The sequence below is a fragment of the Mesorhizobium sp. WSM4823 genome (genome assembly GCF_055811195.1).
Window position 1 is genome coordinate 1 of sequence record NZ_JBVVQL010000001.1, and the last position, 16,290, is coordinate 16,290.

Consider the following 16,290-nt stretch of genomic DNA (forward strand, 5'->3'; position numbering starts at 1 on the left):
TCCAGCCAGCATCTTGAATCACAAATCCGACCAAACGGGAATCCATTCCGATTCAGTTAGGCCGTGAACCGCTCTAGAGCGGTTCAGCTTTTGATAGAATTCGCTGACCCGCTCTAAGTATTTGTTTTTACGCAATTCCCCAGGGAAAGCGCTACGCGCTTTTCCCGGGAAAACCGCTACGCACTTTCCTGGAATTGCTCTAGAGCGGGATTTTAGCCGCATTTGTACGATGCCAAGTGGCCGCAGCGCGACCGAAGCCCATAATGTCGGCAATGGACATCAATAGAGCTTTCCGCGTGCCGTTACCGGCCACAATGCCTCGACCTTGCCGTCTCGAACGCCGACAAACCAGTCATACAAATTGCAGGTCGGGTCGCAGTGCCCGGGCACCAGGAGCAGCCGGTCGTTGATGGCGAGCAGGTTGCACGGATCATCGATCTTGCCATGCTCGTCATTGGCGGCGACGTAGGTAATGCCGGGCCGGTCGAAGATCAGTGGAAGACCGCTGTCGACGGCCAATGCCTTGAGGCCGGCGTCGCACACCGCACGTGTCGGCGCCGTCTTGCTCATGACTGAACTCAGCACGAAGAGTGCGTGTTCGAAGCCACCGACCACGCCGCCGTCATCGCCCCGGATCCGGCCATAATCGGCATCCATGAAGATGTAGGAACCGCACTGCAATTCGTTGTAGACGCCGGAGCCGCCTTCCATGTCGAAGCTGCCGGTGCCAGCTCCGCCGACGATCGTGCATTCGAGACCCAACTCCGCCAGCAAGCGCACCGTGTCGCGCGTCATTTCAATTGCAGCGGCGATCGCCGCCCGGCGTTCGGCCGGATCGACGATGTGCTGTGCACTGCCGTGGTAGGCTTGCAGACCGGAAAACACGAGATTGGGCGAAGCGGCGATGGATCGCGCAAGGTCGGCCGCCGGCGCGCCCGGTTGGACGCCGCAGCGGCGGGCGCCGCAATCGATCTCTACAAGGACTTCGATTGTTGAGCCTGCGCTCTGTGCCGCCTTCGACAGTGCGGCGACATTGGCGGCGTCATCGACGCAGACAATAATGCGCGCCCTGCCGGCAAGTAGCGCCAGCCGCTCGATCTTGAGCGGGCCGGTGACCTGATTGGAGACGAGGATGTCCACGACGCCTTCGCGCACCAGTGCCTCAGCTTCCGACACTTTCTGGCAGCAGACGCCACAGGCGCCGCCCTTGGCGATCTGGAAGAGAGCGATGTCGGCGGATTTGTGGGTCTTGGCGTGGGCGCGCAGCCGAACATTCATGCTTTCGACATGGCACCGCATGCGCTCGACATTACGCTCGAAGGCGTCGAGGTCGATGACCAGCGCCGGCGTCTGAACATTCTCGAGCGCGTCGCCTATCGCCGCGGGCACGTCATAGCCAATTTCCAGATCGTTGCGACTGCCGGTCATGCAGGTTCTTTCCACCGTTGGTTTGCGTTGCCGGTTACCCAAGGATTTTCAGTTGGCCAGGTTTCAGGCAGTCTGCGCGAAGGCAAACGATTTGATGTTCTGGATTGCCTCATCTATAGATTTTGTCAAGTCACTTAACTTTAGGAAGACCGTGTGAAGCAAAAACAGTTGAGCGAGGCTGACATTCGGGCTGCCTTCACGTCCAGTGCGCGTTCCGTGTTCCGCACGCTTTTCCAGTCAGGCCCGGCGACGCGACCTCAACTCGGTTCGACGCTTGGTTTGTCGCGGCCGACATTGTCTTCCTCGATGGCCGAGCTCTTCGCGGCCGGCTATGTCGAGAAGATCGGCGAGGTGCAGGGTCCGCTTGGCCGCAAGGCAGCGATGTACCGGTTAGGCGCCGGTGCCGGCCATGTGATCGCCATCGACGCCGGCTCGACCCATGTACGCACGCGCGTCACCACGCTCGACAGGCGGCTTCTCCATCATCGTGTCTACCGGCTGTCGTCCAACCAGCGTCATCTCGGCGCCGAGATCAGCCATGCAGTTGCCGAAGAAGTTGAGGCGACGTTGGCGCTGACGGAGCCGGGTTGGGGGAAGTTGCGCGCTCTCGGCATCGCACTGCCTTCCCGCGTCGTTGCCGACAATGCGGCCCGGGCAGCGACCGGCCAGGAGAACCTGTTCTCGCATTTTACGCCGCCCGACGGCGTTCCGCTGTTGCTCGAGAACAATGTCAACTGCGCGGCACTGGCTGAGCAGAGCCACGGCGTCGCGCAAGGCCTGAATGATTTTGCCTACATCCAGATCGGCCTGAAGATCGGTATGGGCTTGGTGCTTGGCGGCCGCCTGATCCGCGGCCGCAGCGGCGCCGCCGGCGAAATCGGTCATCTGCCGTTCCCGTGGGGACCTGGCCTGCGGCCGCAAAATGCCGGACTGGAAGACTATGTCGGGGCCGAGGCGCTGATGCAGCGAGCCCGCGCAGCCTGGCCGCAAGATGCCGGGGCGGCACCAGCCGACACGGCGGCGCTTTTTGCGCTGGCCGGCGAGGGGCATGCCGCCGCCCTTGCCCAGGTGAAGCGCCACGCCGAGGATATCGGCGCCATCGTCTCGGCCTGCGTCGGCGTCGTCGACCCCGGCATTCTCGTGCTCGGCGGCGGCATCGGCGACAACGCGATCATGCTGCCCTATGTGCGCGAGACCGTCGACAGGTTGAGCTATCCGACGGAAATCCATGCCAGCAGCCTCGGCGCCGACGCAACCGTGCTCGGCATCGAGAAGATCGCCGCGGACCATGCGTGCGAGTTGCTTGTCGGCAAGTGATCCGTCGCCACTCGATCCCTACCACTATCCTCCAGTCGCTCTGACAACAATTTTGTTCGCTCCCACTTGCGGGTCTGAATTTGTTTGTTAAGGTGCGTAACATAATAAGAAGCAGAAACGCCTTGGGTCGATCCAGGCCATGTCTCGATCGGGAACCCGTAAACCACAATGGAGGTCTGAATGATTTCGACACGTTACATGCATGCAGCCTGCGCTGTCGCGCTTGCCACGGCCGCAACGATCAGCGGCGCTCGCGCTCAGGAGCCCGTCACCCTGGAATACTGGGTCTATTCGGATTTCGCCCAGGGTGAGGCGCTCAAGCTTCAGCAGACCTTCATCGAGGAATTCCGCAAGACCCACCCGAACGTCACCATCAACATTTCCGGTAAGGGCGACGACGATCTGACGACCGGCCAGGTTACGGGTGCTGCGTCCGGGAACCTTCCCGATGTGTTCATGAACGGCGTCAATGTCGGCGCCACACTGGTCGAGGCCGGCGCGCTCAAGAACATCTATGCCGAGTTCATGGCAATGCCCAAGGAGTATCGCGACTCGTTCGATCCAGCCCTTGTCGCCATGTGTTCGCCCAAGCCCGAAACGATGTATTGCCTGCCCTATACCGGCTATGGCTCGTTCATGTTCCGCAACCTAACCGTCCTGAAGGATGCCGGGGTCGACACAGCGGCGCCGATCAAGGACTGGGCGGACTGGCTGTCGCAGATGGAGAAGGTCAAGGCCTCCGGTAAATACGCCGTGCCGGACCAGACCCAGGCCTGGCAGTCGATCGTCGACACCTATTCGGGCGTTGCGACACCTGACGAGTGGGGTGCGGATTTCGAGACCAAGAAGACCAAGGTCAATGAAGCGAAATACGCGGAAACATTGCAGATGTTCGTCGACATGCAGCCATACACCAGCGGCACCAGCCGCAACGACCAGGCGACCAAGGATCTGTTCATCTCGAACCAGCTCGCCTTCCATCTGGTCGGCCCGTGGGTCAACCCGACCTATGCGGAAGCGGCCAAGGCCTCCGGCTTGAAATATGACTACGTGCTGGTGCCCGGCAAGACCGAAGGCGACTATGGCGGCATCAAGGGCTATGAGTTCATCGGCGTTGCGCCAAACAAGAATGCACAGGTCGCATTCGAATTTGCCGCCTACGTCACCGCCAAGGAGCAGATGCTGCGCTGGGCGAAACTCTTGTCGCGATATAATGCGAGCGCAGCGGCAATGGCCGATCCTTCGGTCGCCAGCGATCCGCTGATCGCCATCACCAACAAGGCGGCGGCAAACGCGATCGACGGCATGCCGCCCTATTTCAAGGGCGCCTATCCAAACTGCTACCGCTCCATCCTGACCGATAATGCCCAGACGGTCGCCGACGGCGGGGTCACTCCGCAGGACGGCGCCAAGGAGCTTGTCGAAGAGCTCAACGAGTGCCTGGCCGGCGGCTGACGCTCAGCCTCCCGATTTTCCGGCCAGGACCTCCCACCTGGCCGGAGACCGCATCGAGGATAACCATGCTCGACAAGAAACATATCCCCCACCTTCTGATGGTGTTTCCGTTCCTGGCCCTCTTTGCGGTGTTCTTCCTCTACCCGATCGTCAGCGGCTTCGTTTATTCCTTCTACGACTGGAACGCGACGACAACGTCCCGCTTCGTCGGCCTGGCCAACTACCAGCGCATCATTCATTCGCGCGACTTCTCCAAGGCGATGTGGAATCTTGGGTCCTACATCGCCATCACCGTACCGGTCGGCATCGCCGTCGCCTTCTGCCTCGCGCTGCTGGTCGACAGCTTCAAGGGCTTTTGGCAGAACTTCTTCCGCAGCATCTTCTTCATGCCGGTGGTCCTGCCGATGTTCCTGGCGGCGACAATCTGGCGCTGGATCTACACGCCTAATATCGGCCTCCTGAACACCATCCGCGGCCTGTTCGGCCTGCCCTCGGTGCAATTCCTCAACGACACCTCGACGATGCTCTATTCGCTTATCGCGGTCGATGTCTGGGTGTCGGCCGGCTTCAACATGGTCATCATCTTGGCGGGGATGAAGAACATCCCCAGGCACTATTACGAGGCGGCCCGCCTCGACGGCGCAAGCAAGCTGCAGGAGATTTTTTACATCACCATCCCGATGCTCTACCCGGTGCTGTTCTTCGTCACGACCTATGGCGTGATCTCCGCTCTTCAGGTCTTCGACACACCGTGGCTGCTGACCGGGTCGTCCTTCTCCCAATATGGCGGACGCCAGAATGCGCTGCTGTTTCCGGTCATGGACATGATGGGCCGCGGCTTCGGCGAACTGAAGTTCGGCCAGGCGGCGGCCTACGGTTTCATCCTGACCACCGTCATTGTCAGCGTGACGGCGGTGATGTTCGCGCTGCGCAAGAAAGGCCACCAGCCATGACGACCGACGTCGGGCTCATCCGAACCGCCGCGCCAAACTATGCGCTGGACCTGTCGATCTGGACGGTCCTGAAGTGGACCGTCGCCATCTGCGTTGCGATCGTCGCCGTCTTCCCGATCGTCTGGATGATCAATGTGGTGTTCGCCGAGCCAGGCGTTCCGGTGTCGATCAATCCGCGCCTGCTGCCGACGTCACTTAGCGCCGGCATTGCCAAGATCAACACCATCCTCAGCGAAACCGGCTATCTGCATGCTTATTACATTTCGATCACCTACAGCCTTTTGACGATCGCCGGCGTGCTCCTGTTTGGCTCGATGGCAGCGTTTGAGTTCGCGTTGTTCGAGTTCCCCGGCAAGCGGCCGATGTTTGCGATCGTCATGCTTTCGCTGATGGTGCCGACGGCGGTCACGCTCATCCCGACCTATCTCCTGACGGCGAACTTAGGCTGGCTGAACACCATGCAGGGGCTGGTGGTTCCGGGGCTCGCCTCCGCATTCGGCCTGTTCATGCTGATCCAGTTCATGCGGACAATCCCGCGCGAAATGATCGAAGCGGCCCGGCTCGATGGCGCCAGCCACTTTCAGATCTATCGTCACATCGCCTTGCCGATGTCGAGGAATGCGCTGGTGACGCTCGCCATTCTCACCTTCATGCAGACCTGGGGTAACTTCATCTGGCCGCTCATCGTGGCGCCCAGTCCGCAAATGTACACGGTCGGGCAGGTTGTCGGCCTGTTCAACGCGCCATTCTCACACGTGACCGTCGACATCGTCATGGCAGCGAACCTGCTTGCGGCACTCCCGCCGCTCATTTTCTTCCTGCTCTTCCAACGCAAGATCGTCGAAGGAATCGCGATGTCCGGCTCCAAGGGCTGAGCGGCTCCGTCCCGCGAGGCTCTGGTCGAAACATCAACAAAGGCATTGGCATGGCTGATCTCCAAATCATCAACGTCTCGAAATCCTACGGCGCCGTGGAAGTGCTGCGCGACATCAACCTATCGATCGCGTCCGGCGAGTTCGTGGTCTTCGTTGGCCCGTCCGGCTGCGGCAAGTCGACCTTGCTGCGGATGATTTCCGGCCTCGAGGAAGCCCCCGTCGGCGAGATCAGGCTCGATGGCAAAATGGTCAATCGCGTCGATCCGGCCAAGCGCGGCGTTGCCATGGTGTTCCAGTCCTACGCGCTCTATCCGCATATGACGGCATTCCAGAACATGGCCTTCAGCCTGACCATGGCGCGCGAGCCGAAAGCCGTGATCAAGGAGAAGGTCGGCCGCGCCGCCGGCATCCTGCGGCTGGAAAAGCTGCTCGAGCGCCGGCCTGGCGAATTGTCCGGCGGTCAGAAACAGCGGGTGGCGATCGGCCGCGCCATCGTGCGCGAACCGAAAGTGTTCCTGTTTGACGAGCCGTTGTCGAACCTCGACACCGAGTTACGCGTCCAGATGCGCGCGGAATTGATCCAGCTGCATGCCAAGCTCGGCACGACGATGATCTACGTCACTCACGACCAGGTCGAGGCAATGACGCTTGCCGACAAAATGGTGGTGATGAACGGCGGCATCATCCAGCAACATGGCACGCCGCTTGGTCTTTACGATGATCCGGATAACAAGTTCGTGGCCGGGTTTATCGGCTCGCCGAAGATGAACTTCATCAAGGCCAAGGTGGAAGCGGTACGAGCGGACGCCATCGTCCTGTCGGACCTCGGCGGCCGTTCGAAGCTGGAGTTGCCGTTTCGCAATTTCGACGCCGGCGTTCGAGAAGTCGAGATCGGCGTTCGCACCGAACACATAGACATCGCGCAAGACGCCAGAGCGACTGACATCCTGGCTGCCAGGGTCGCATTCGTCGAAGAACTCGGCGACGTCACCTTCATTCACACCGACCTGCCCACTGGCGAGCGGCTTGTCGTGCGCAGCAGCAAGGCTCGCCACAAGGGCAGTCCGGAGTGCTTCGTGAAGCTCGACCCGGCCGGCGTGCTGCTGTTCGGCACGAACGGCGAGCGGATCAGAAGCGCTTGACCGATCTGCCTCACAATGCGCGCCCCGCTATGGGGAAACTGTAGCATGCCGAGCAGTTCGCGTGCGGCTATTGCCTGGAGGGATCCGTTGATCACAGTTGGGATCGATATTGGCGGCACCAAGACGCATCTGCGCGCCTGCGATTCTGCCGGTATGGCTCGCGACCTTGTCATGCCGACAGCCGATTGGCGGGTGCGTGACTGGGACAGGGACGCCGCGGCACTGCTCGAAAACGTCAGGCAGCTGGTCGATGGCGGACAAGTGGTGGCGCTCGCCGTTGGTGCGCATGGCTGCGACGATGCCTCGGAATGCGAAGCCTTCGAGACAGCCCTCGCACGTCGTGCGACCTGTTGCGTCAAGGTCGTCAACGACGCCGAGCTGCTGCCCGCGGCACTCGGTTATGAGCGGCAGATCGGGCTGGTCGCCGGAACCGGTTCGATCGCGGTCTGCCGTGATGCTTCGCTCGGTATGATGGTTGCCGGCGGCTGGGGCTGGGTCATCGGCGACGAAGGCAGCGCTGCGGGGCTGGTGCGCGAGGCGGGCCGCTCGATCAGCCTGCATCTCGATCGCGGCGGTTCATTTGACGAACCACTGGTGCGTCTCTTCTTCGAAGCCTTCGAGATCAGGAGCGCCGCCCGCATTGGCAGTGCCGTCGCGCGTCAGGGCGGGGCAGCGGCCCTCGGATTGCACGCGCCGCTCGTCTTTGCGGCGCACGAGCAAGGCTCCGAACTGGCAGGCAAGGTGATCCGCGACGGCGCCCGTCACCTCGCTGAACTGGCGATGCGCCTGAAGCACAATGGCGCGGCGGCCGACATTGTGGTGGCCGGGGGCGGCGTGATTGTCTCGCAGCAGTCGCTTGCCGCGGCTTTCCTGGCCGAGATCGAGACGCAGTCGGAGGGAACTCTGGCTGCCAGCATATTTTATGGGCCGCCGGTCGAAGGCGCCTGCCGCATGGCGAAGGCGATGGCCGAGGAATGGCTCGCGGCCCCGCAATAGTTTGACGACAAGCCACACGCAAAAAGTAAGGAAGGCACCATAATGAGCTATCGGTCCGAAGTCGCACGCCAGCCGGAATCCATCGCCGCCTGCATCAAGTCGGCTCGTCAGGGATTGCAAAGCGTCGATCTGTCTTCGTTCAGCTCCGGCCTTATTGCGGTGACCGGCATCGGCGCGAGCTACGCCGCATCCGTGGTCGTGGCGGGCGAATTGGCAAGGCGCGGCCGTCGCGCGGTCGCCATGCGTGCCGTTGACATGATCGACGGCACTGAAGTCGCCGATGCCATCATCGCGATGTCGCATCGCGGCCGCAGCGTGGAGACCGTCGATGCGCTGAAGGCGCAAGCTGGCGTGCCGGCGCTGGCCATCACAAAGGACGAGACAAGCCCGCTGGCGCTGGCCGCAGGCCGCCATATCAGGCTCGACAATGGCAACGATGCGACGCCGTCCAGTACCGGCTATACCGGGTCGCTTGTTGCTGCCGGGCTACTCAGCGAAAGCCTTTGCGGCGCGACTGCAACTGACTGGGACGCGCTGCCAGGCAAAGTAGCCGATCTGCTTGGCCGCGCCGCGACCAAGATGAAGCACATCGCCGAATTGTTCGCCGCCCGCCGTGCCATCGACTGTGTCGGCGCCGTCTCGTCGCTCGGTACTGCCGACGGCGCCTCTCTGCTGATCCGTGAAGCCTCGCGCATTCCGGCTGGCGCCACCGATACGCGTCACTATCTGCATGGCCCGATGGAATCGATGGACGCCACCACGGGCGTCCTTGTCTTTGGCGACGGCCGCGAGGTGCGCCTTGCCGAACAGCTCGATGAACTCGGCTGCCCGGTCGTGCTGATCACTGCGAACGGCGACGTCGACGACAAGGGCAGGCTGACAGTGCTGCGCGTGCCGGCCGAAGAAAACCGGATCGCTCGCGGAATCCTCGACATTGTGGCGGCGCAGTTGCTTGCAGCAGAGCTCTCGGATGCGGCGGGCCTCACCGACACAAAATTCCGCTACCGGCAGACCGACACCAAGATCCTCTGAGTCACTATCAATCTGGCCGGCAGGAGTGCCGGCCTCCAACGGGATCCCTGTCCTGAACGCCTCGACCCGGTCGAGGGCCGCCGCGGGTGTCGTTTTTCGGCGAGCAGAGAAAGCTTCAACGCTCTAGGATTTGCCTGATCCTGCTCCCGAGCAGGAGCAAGATTTTTCTGGCCCAAGCTCTCTCCATCCGGCTGCACATTGCAGCCGATCGGCCCAACGGCTACTGACTTCAGGAAATTAAGCCGGATAAGCAATGAAGCTGGTCAGCTACAACATCCAGTACGGCTTCGGCGGCGACGGCCGCTACGATCTCGCGCGTTGTGCCAAGGTCGTTGATGGCGCCGACATTATCGCCTTGCAGGAAGTGGAACGGCACTGGCAGCGCAGCAGCGAAGACGACCAACCTGAAGTCCTTTCGCGGCTGCTGTCCGAATACCATTGGGTCTATGGACCGGCTTTCGACATGGACGCGAGCGAGCGGCGTGACGGCCACATCGTCAACCGGCGGCGGCAATTCGGCACTATGGTGCTGTCCAAGCTGCCGATCGTCTGGTCGCGCCTGCATACGCTGCCGCTGCGCCGCACGATGCGTCCGCTCAACACCCGCAATGCGGCGCTCGAATGCATGATCCGCACCCCTGCCGGTCCGGTGCGGGTGCTGTCGCTGCATCTCGCGCATATCGCGGCCGAGGAGCGGCTGGAGCAGATCGATTACCTGCTCGCCGAGCATCGCCGGGCCCCGTCCGAGGGCGGCCCTTGGAGCGGCGCCGACGATGAACCGTCGCGCAACTGGAGCAATGGCGAGCCGGCGCCGGAGAACCCGCTGGCGGCGATCTGGATGGGCGATTTCAACATGGAGCCGGGCAGCGCCGAGTACCGTCGCATCGTCGGCAACACGCCCTATCATCGCGGCGCTGCCTATCTCGACGGTTTCGTCGATGCCGCCGCCGTCGCCTGCGAACCGACGCCAGATTTCCACACCCATGTGAAGACCATCGACGGCAGGCTGGCAAAGCGCCGGTTAGACCATTGCTTCATCGGCGGCATGTTGGCGGGACGGGTACGCTCGGTCAGTGCCGATATCAGCGAAATCGCCTCGGATCATTTTCCGCTGCGGGTCGACATCAACCTGGAAACGCCATTTGCGATCGAGACCGGAGGCGCATGAGCCACCGATGACCTTGTTCGTCTTCTTCGCGGTGCTTGCCGCCGCCGCCATGCATGCGATCTGGAACGCGCTGGTCAAGGTCCATCTCGACCGCTTCCTGTCGATCACGCTGATGACGCTCGGCATGGGCGCCGTGGCGCTTCTGGCTCTACCTTTCGTCGAGGTGCCGAAAGCGGAAGTGTGGCCCTACATCATCGCCTCGGTGATCTTCCACATGGGTTACAGGACGTTTTTGATCGGCGCCTACAAGGCCGGAGATTTCGCCCAGACCTACCCGCTGGCGCGCGGCACTGCGCCGTTGCTGGCAGCTCTTGGCGGCATGGTGGTCGTCTCCGAAGTTCCGGCGCCGCTCGCTATTGTCGGGATCCTTCTTTTGTCGGCGGGCACGCTGGTGCTGTCGTTTCGCGGCGGCGCGCATCTAGAGAGATTGAACCTGCGCGCGGTCGGCTTTGCGCTGGGCACCTCGATCTTCATCGCCAGCTACACGCTGTCCGATGGCAGCGGCGCGCGGTTGGCCGCGACGGCTTCGAGCTATGCCGCATGGTTGTTCGTCTGCGATGCGCTGTGGGCGCTGGTGCTGTGCCTGATCTTTCGCGGACCAAAGGCGCTGCCGGTGCTGGCGCGCGACTGGAAGGCGGGCGTCTACACCGGTGTGCTCAGCGGCGCCGCCTACTGGATCGTCATGTGGGCGATGACCAAGGCGCCGATCGCCTCGGTCGCGGCGTTGCGCGAAACCTCGATCCTGTTCGCCATGATGATCTCGGTGTTCGCGCTCGGCGAGAAGATGACGGGCTGGCGGGGCGCCGCCGTGCTCAGCATCGTTGCCGGCGTTGTCGCGCTGAGACTTGGATAGGCTAAGCGCCCATATCGAGGTCGATCACCAACAGCCCGTCCGTGCTTTCAAGCACCGCGACCGGACGGGCGCCGGACCGCTGATGAGCCGCATGCACCAGATAGGCATGCGCACTGGCGTGCTGAACGGCCACCAGGACCATTCTTCGATAGTCGACGGGTGCGCCTATGCGGGTAGCGGGTGTCCGACCGCCATACCACAAGAAGAGTTCGTCAAATCTCCGATTTGCTTTGTCCGGGCAAATCTGTATGCGGTATGCGTCCGACGCAGGTCCATCCGGCGCGCCGACGCCACATGGCCATAGCGGCCGTGCTGCATAGGGATACGCCAATGAATTTCGACCTTCAGGGCAAGCGCGTTTTTATAGCCGGGCATCGCGGCATGGTCGGCTCGGCCATGTTGCGCAGGCTGGCGGACGAGGACTGCGAGGTCCTGACCCCATCTCGCGATGAACTCGATCTCATGGATCAGGCCGGCGTGCGGCGCTGGATGGCGGTCCACAGGCCGGACGCGGTGGTGATGGCGGCGGCCAAGGTCGGCGGCATCCTGGCAAACAACAGGTTGCCGGTCGATTTTCTGCAGGACAATCTCATCATGCAGACCAATGTCATCGAGAGCGCCTTTCGCAACGAGGTGCAGAAATTGCTGTTTCTCGGTTCTTCCTGCATCTACCCGAAGTTTGCGGCTCAGCCGATCTCCGAGGACGCTTTGCTCACCGGTCCGCTCGAACCCACCAACGAATGGTATGCGATCGCCAAGATCGCTGGACTGAAACTGTGCCAGGCGTATCGGCGCCAATATGGTGTCGAGTATATCTCGGCGATGCCGACCAACCTCTATGGTCCCGGTGACAATTTCGACCTCTCCACCAGCCATGTCGTGCCGGCCCTCATGCGCAAGGCGCACAAGGCCAAGCGCGCCGGCGACAGAACCCTGGAGGTCTGGGGATCGGGCACGCCGATGCGCGAATTCCTGCATGTCGACGACGCCGCCGACGCTCTGGTCTGGCTACTGAAAAACTATGCCGGCGACAGCCATGTCAATGTCGGCTCGGGCGAAGACATCACCATTGCCGAGCTTGCCCGCACCATGCTCTCCGTCGTCGGGGCCGATGCCGTGCTCACATTCGACTCGACCAAGCCGGACGGCACGCCGCGCAAGCTGATGGACGTATCGCGCCTGTTTGCCACGGGCTGGCGCCCGCGTTACTCGCTTCAGAGCGGTCTGGAACAGACCTATGCGTGGTTTCTCCAGCATATTGAGAAGGGCGATCTCCGCCTCGGCGCCGCCTGACCCTCAATCGACGCCGATTGCCACCGGAGATCGCGGCCATGGGCGGCCCTGAAGCACCTAGCGAGGCTCATCCGGCGCATGAAAGCGACGAGCCTCACCGAGGTTCCCCGCATCATTCAATTTTTCTTGTGAACTAATCCGGACCGAGAAGCGACGATAGGACCGGCCGGGTTCGATAAACCGAAGCCGAGCCGATGCGGATGAAATTCTGGAGGCGGCGGATTGTCCGGATGGTGGGCGTGACAGGGATTGAACCTGTGACCCCTGCAATGTCAATGCAGTGCTCTCCCGCTGAGCTACACGCCCATCCGAAGCCGCGCATACACCATTTTTGCTCCGGCGCGTCAATAGCAGGAAAAGGGAAAGAAGGGCTTACCTTACCGCGCCTTTGAAGACGCGCCGAAGCCCCGCCAAAAATCGGCTCAGGCTGCCTGCAGCATCTTTTCGACCTCGTTGACGAGGTCGCGCAAATGGAACGGCTTCGACAGCACCTTGGCGTCTTTCGGCGCCTTGGAATCCGGATTGAGCGCAACGGCGGCGAAGCCGGTGATGAACATGACCTTAAGGTCGGGATCGATCTCGGTGGCGCGGCGGGCGAGTTCTATGCCATCCATCTCCGGCATGACGATATCGGTCAGCAACAGCGAGAAAGGCTCCTCGCGCAGCCGCTCATAGGCGCTGGCGCCATTGTCGAAATCGCTGACCTGGTAGCCGGCACGCTCCAGCGCCTTGACGAGAAACCGGCGCATGTCGTCGTCGTCTTCCGCCAGTAGAATGCGTGCCATCTTGTCCCGTCCGAATCACCCGTTCGAAACTGCCGTGGGGCAGCTCGTTAACCATCCTGTATATGAGGAGGTGACGGTAAACATCAAGTGAACGATGAAAGGCCAGATCCGCATTCAACAAAGCGGTCCGGACGCCGAAATGCTGGACATGGGGCCGGCGAGGTGGCACTTTCCAATCATGATGCATTGGTTTTTTTGGGTTCGTTCAAATTGAAAACGGCAGCCGAAGATTTTTCGGTCGTTCCAGCCTTCGAAATCCGGTCGGGCGCCGAACAGCGCGTCCCCTTCCTCTTCAACTCGCCGCATAGCGGCCGTCACTATCCGGACCGGTTTCTGGCCATGGCAAGGCTGGACAGAAATGCCATCCGCCGGTCCGAGGATTGCTATGTCGACGAATTGTTCGGTGGCGCCGTCGCGCTCGGCGCGCCGATGCTGGCGGCAAACTTTCCGCGCGCCTATCTGGACGTCAATCGGGAGCCCTGGGAACTCGATCCGCGCATGTTCGCCGAGCCCGTGCCATCCTTCTGCAACATCCGCTCGGCGCGCGTGGCCGGCGGGCTTGGCACCGTGCCCAAGCTGGTGGGAGAGGGGCTCGACATCTATGCCGGCCGCTTGCCGCTGGCGGAAGCCGTGGGGCGCATCGAAGCTGTCTACAAACCTTATCATGAGACGCTGAAACGGCTTTTGACTACGACCCATGCGCGGTTCGGCTTTGCCGTGCTGATCGATTGCCACTCGATGCCGGCGAGCATCAGGGTCGGCGACAGCGGTCTCAGGCCGGATTTTATCGTCGGCGACCGTTTCGGCATGTCCGCCTCGGCAGCGTTGACCGAGACGGCGATCGGCCTGCTGATCGGCATGGGCTATACCGTGGCCCATAACAAACCTTATGCCGGAGGCTTCATCACCGAGCACTATGGCCGCCCGGTGCGCCATCTCCACGCATTGCAGATCGAGGTCAATCGCGGGCTCTACATGAACGAGCGGACGTTCCAGAAATCCGCCGGCTTCGATGCGCTCGCCGACGATCTGGCACAGTTCTCGGCGGACCTGATGGCAATGCCCGATCACGATTTTATCGATCTACCGCTTGCCGCCGAATGATGCCAATCGGAAATCGATCGAAGGACGCGCGATCCACCGGATGCCGCGCTAAAAAAAGACCGCATCGTTTGCACGACACGGTCGAAGTCTAGGGAGGAAACGCCCAAGGAGGGCATGGACAGGAAAACCTGTCCGAGAACAAACCTATTGTGCGCTGCACAAATGTCAAGCCGCCGACCGGCGTTTTTAATTCACTGTGATGTGGAAATTGCATTTCGGCGGCGCTAGCGTTGCATTCGAGCAACAGTTGTCGATGCGCAAAAGTTCTCGCACGCCCTTGTTTTGGCGGAAAACCGCAGGCAAACGACGGTTCAGCTCGGCTACGCGGGAGACTCAGTTGGACATCAGCATCGATTTTATGCGGCGCATTGCACTTGCCGCCGCAGCCGAGACCTTGCCGCGCTTTCGCAGCCGAGGCGCGGTCGCCAACAAGGAGCAAGGCAGCTTCGACCCGGTCACCGAGGCCGATCGCGAGGCCGAGCGAGTTATCCGGGCGCTTATATCAGCGGAGTATCCCGATCATGGCATCCTCGGCGAGGAGCATGGCAGCGAGAACGTTTCCAGCAGACATGTCTGGGTCATCGATCCGATCGACGGCACGCGCGCCTTCATTTCCGGCCTGCCGGTGTGGGGAACATTGGTGGGGCTGACCGTCGACGGCGATGCTGTCGCCGGCATGATGTCACAGCCTTTCACCGGCGAGCTTTTCTACGCCAACGCTTCCGGTGCCCATTATGAAGGTCCGGGCGGGCCGCGAAGGCTGACGACCCGTAAGACGACCAGCCTCGCCGAGGCGACGCTGTTCACCACCACGCCGGCGCTGTTCAAGGGAGACGCGCGCCTGCGCTACGACCTGTTCGAGAAACAGGTCCAGCTCGCCCGCTACGGCACCGACTGCTATGCTTTCGCCATGGTCGCGGCGGGAAGCGTCGACATCGTCGCCGACCCCGGATTGAAGCCCTACGATATCGTCGCGCTGATCCCGATCATCGAGAAGGCCGGCGGCGTCGTCACCACCTTCGAAGGCGGACCGGCGGAGAGGGGCGGCGACATCCTGGCTGCGGCAACGCCAGAGCTTCACGCTGCGGCGATGGCGGCGCTGCGTGGCTAGGGTCCGCCGATATTCAGGTGATGCCGGTCTGCAAATGGCGGCTTCCTGCGCTTCCGGTGCTCACGTACAAAAGGTACGCTCCGCTCCGGTTCTCGGAAACCACCTTGTTTGGTCGCTACGCGCCCGTCTACGACTCCGACTCGGCCTGACCTGAATCTCAACGAACCCTGGCGCGGTGACCGGTCCTCCTGACAGCAGGATGTCAGTAGTCCCCTGCTATGCAATGATGTCACCAGAGGGAGGAAGACATGTCAACGCAATCAGCAGTCAGCAATTCCGGCGACGGCCCGGCAGACGGTCGGGCCGACTTCGATTTCTTTTTCGGCCGCTGGAACGTCAGCCATCGAAGGTTGCAGAAGCGGCTGCAAGGCGACACGAACTGGGACGTGTTTGGCGGGACATGCGAAGTGCACTCGATCCTTGGTGGCCTCGGCAATTTCGACGACAACGTCATTGAATTGCCCGGCGCTGCTTATTGCGCCGCCACGCTGCGGACGTTCGATCCGGCGACAAGGCAATGGTCGATCTGGTGGATCGACGGCCGCAATCCCTCGACCATCGATGTCCCGATGCGCGGCACTTTTGAAGCAGGCGTTGGCACGTTCTTGTGCGAGGACGTCTTCGACGGCCGCCCGATCCAGGTTCGCTTCCTCTGGTCGCGGATGAGTGAAAAGTCGGCGCTCTGGGAGCAGGCTTTTTCACCGGATGGCGGCAAGAACTGGGAGACCAACTGGATCATGGACTTCGCCCGGCAGGCGTAGAGCCAAGGGACGCGGCG

Annotated in this window: 16 protein-coding genes and 1 tRNA gene; 13 read left to right on the top strand and 4 right to left on the bottom strand. The window is 61.8% G+C overall.

The genetic code is table 11. The annotated features are described in order from the left end of the window. Positions 1–279: 279 nt before the first annotated feature. Positions 280–1,428: a DSD1 family PLP-dependent enzyme gene (locus AC0L26_RS00005; RefSeq protein ID WP_473630691.1), complete on the bottom strand. Its 1,149-nt coding sequence runs from the start codon at positions 1,426–1,428 to the stop codon at positions 280–282. 153 nt (positions 1,429–1,581) lie between these two features. Between AC0L26_RS00005 and AC0L26_RS00010 the strand changes: the two genes are divergently transcribed. The 9 genes from AC0L26_RS00010 (at position 1,582) to AC0L26_RS00050 (ending at position 11,219) form a co-directional block, all read left to right on the top strand. Continuing rightward, the gene (locus AC0L26_RS00010) at positions 1,582–2,745 is read left to right on the top strand and encodes an ROK family protein (protein ID WP_473630692.1); all 1,164 of its coding nucleotides are present in this window, start codon (positions 1,582–1,584) and stop codon (positions 2,743–2,745) included. 180 nt (positions 2,746–2,925) lie between these two features. Continuing rightward, on the top strand, positions 2,926–4,200 hold the full coding sequence (locus AC0L26_RS00015) for an extracellular solute-binding protein (RefSeq protein ID WP_473630693.1): 1,275 nt from the start codon (positions 2,926–2,928) through the stop codon (positions 4,198–4,200). Between the two features lie 65 nt (positions 4,201–4,265). After that, positions 4,266–5,153: a carbohydrate ABC transporter permease gene (locus AC0L26_RS00020; RefSeq protein WP_352933072.1), complete on the top strand. Its 888-nt coding sequence runs from the start codon at positions 4,266–4,268 to the stop codon at positions 5,151–5,153. After that, complete coding sequence (locus AC0L26_RS00025) at positions 5,150–6,028, top strand: carbohydrate ABC transporter permease (RefSeq protein WP_473630694.1); 879 nt, start codon at positions 5,150–5,152, stop codon at positions 6,026–6,028. Before AC0L26_RS00020 ends, AC0L26_RS00025 begins: the two co-directional genes overlap by 4 nt. A 50-nt stretch (positions 6,029–6,078) precedes the next feature. Beyond that, positions 6,079–7,170, top strand: a complete 1,092-nt coding sequence (locus AC0L26_RS00030) for an ABC transporter ATP-binding protein (protein WP_473630695.1) — start codon at positions 6,079–6,081, stop codon at positions 7,168–7,170. Between the two features lie 87 nt (positions 7,171–7,257). Beyond that, positions 7,258–8,166 (top strand): N-acetylglucosamine kinase, encoded by a 909-nt coding sequence (locus AC0L26_RS00035; protein WP_473630696.1) that lies wholly within the window; start codon positions 7,258–7,260, stop codon positions 8,164–8,166. A gap of 42 nt (positions 8,167–8,208) precedes the next feature. Further along, on the top strand, positions 8,209–9,198 hold the full coding sequence (locus AC0L26_RS00040) for an SIS domain-containing protein (RefSeq protein WP_473630697.1): 990 nt from the start codon (positions 8,209–8,211) through the stop codon (positions 9,196–9,198). 253 nt (positions 9,199–9,451) lie between these two features. After that, positions 9,452–10,366, top strand: coding sequence for an endonuclease/exonuclease/phosphatase family protein (locus AC0L26_RS00045; RefSeq protein ID WP_473630698.1), 915 nt, complete (start codon positions 9,452–9,454; stop codon positions 10,364–10,366). 7 nt (positions 10,367–10,373) lie between these two features. Beyond that, positions 10,374–11,219, top strand: a complete 846-nt coding sequence (locus AC0L26_RS00050) for an EamA family transporter (RefSeq protein ID WP_473630699.1) — start codon at positions 10,374–10,376, stop codon at positions 11,217–11,219. Position 11,220: 1 nt separating this feature from the next. Here AC0L26_RS00050 and AC0L26_RS00055 read toward each other — a convergent pair whose 3' ends face one another. Then, a complete protein-coding gene (locus AC0L26_RS00055; RefSeq protein WP_473630700.1) occupies positions 11,221–11,352 on the bottom strand; it encodes a hypothetical protein in 132 nt (43 codons plus the stop codon). 197 nt (positions 11,353–11,549) lie between these two features. Here AC0L26_RS00055 and fcl point away from each other — a divergent pair, with 197 nt between their 5' ends. Then, positions 11,550–12,512, top strand: coding sequence for a GDP-L-fucose synthase (gene fcl / locus AC0L26_RS00060; protein WP_473630701.1), 963 nt, complete (start codon positions 11,550–11,552; stop codon positions 12,510–12,512). Positions 12,513–12,743: 231 nt separating this feature from the next. Here fcl and AC0L26_RS00065 read toward each other — a convergent pair. Further along, a tRNA-Val gene (locus AC0L26_RS00065) sits at positions 12,744–12,818 on the bottom strand. Positions 12,819–12,934: 116 nt separating this feature from the next. Next, a complete protein-coding gene (cpdR, locus tag AC0L26_RS00070) occupies positions 12,935–13,297 on the bottom strand; it encodes a cell cycle two-component system response regulator CpdR (RefSeq protein WP_006199474.1) in 363 nt (120 codons plus the stop codon). A gap of 162 nt (positions 13,298–13,459) precedes the next feature. On the opposite strand from cpdR, the gene AC0L26_RS00075 reads away from it, so the two are divergent. From AC0L26_RS00075 to AC0L26_RS00085, 3 genes are all read left to right on the top strand, one after another. Beyond that, positions 13,460–14,401, top strand: a complete 942-nt coding sequence (locus tag AC0L26_RS00075) for an N-formylglutamate amidohydrolase (protein WP_473630702.1) — start codon at positions 13,460–13,462, stop codon at positions 14,399–14,401. Positions 14,402–14,738: 337 nt separating this feature from the next. Next, positions 14,739–15,512 carry a histidinol-phosphatase gene (hisN, locus tag AC0L26_RS00080; RefSeq protein WP_354493043.1) on the top strand — a complete coding sequence of 258 codons (774 nt, stop codon included), beginning with the start codon at positions 14,739–14,741 and terminating at the stop codon, positions 15,510–15,512. A 248-nt stretch (positions 15,513–15,760) separates the two neighbouring features. Further along, positions 15,761–16,273, top strand: coding sequence for a DUF1579 domain-containing protein (locus AC0L26_RS00085; protein ID WP_473630703.1), 513 nt, complete (start codon positions 15,761–15,763; stop codon positions 16,271–16,273). The last annotated feature ends 17 nt before the right edge of the window (positions 16,274–16,290 follow it).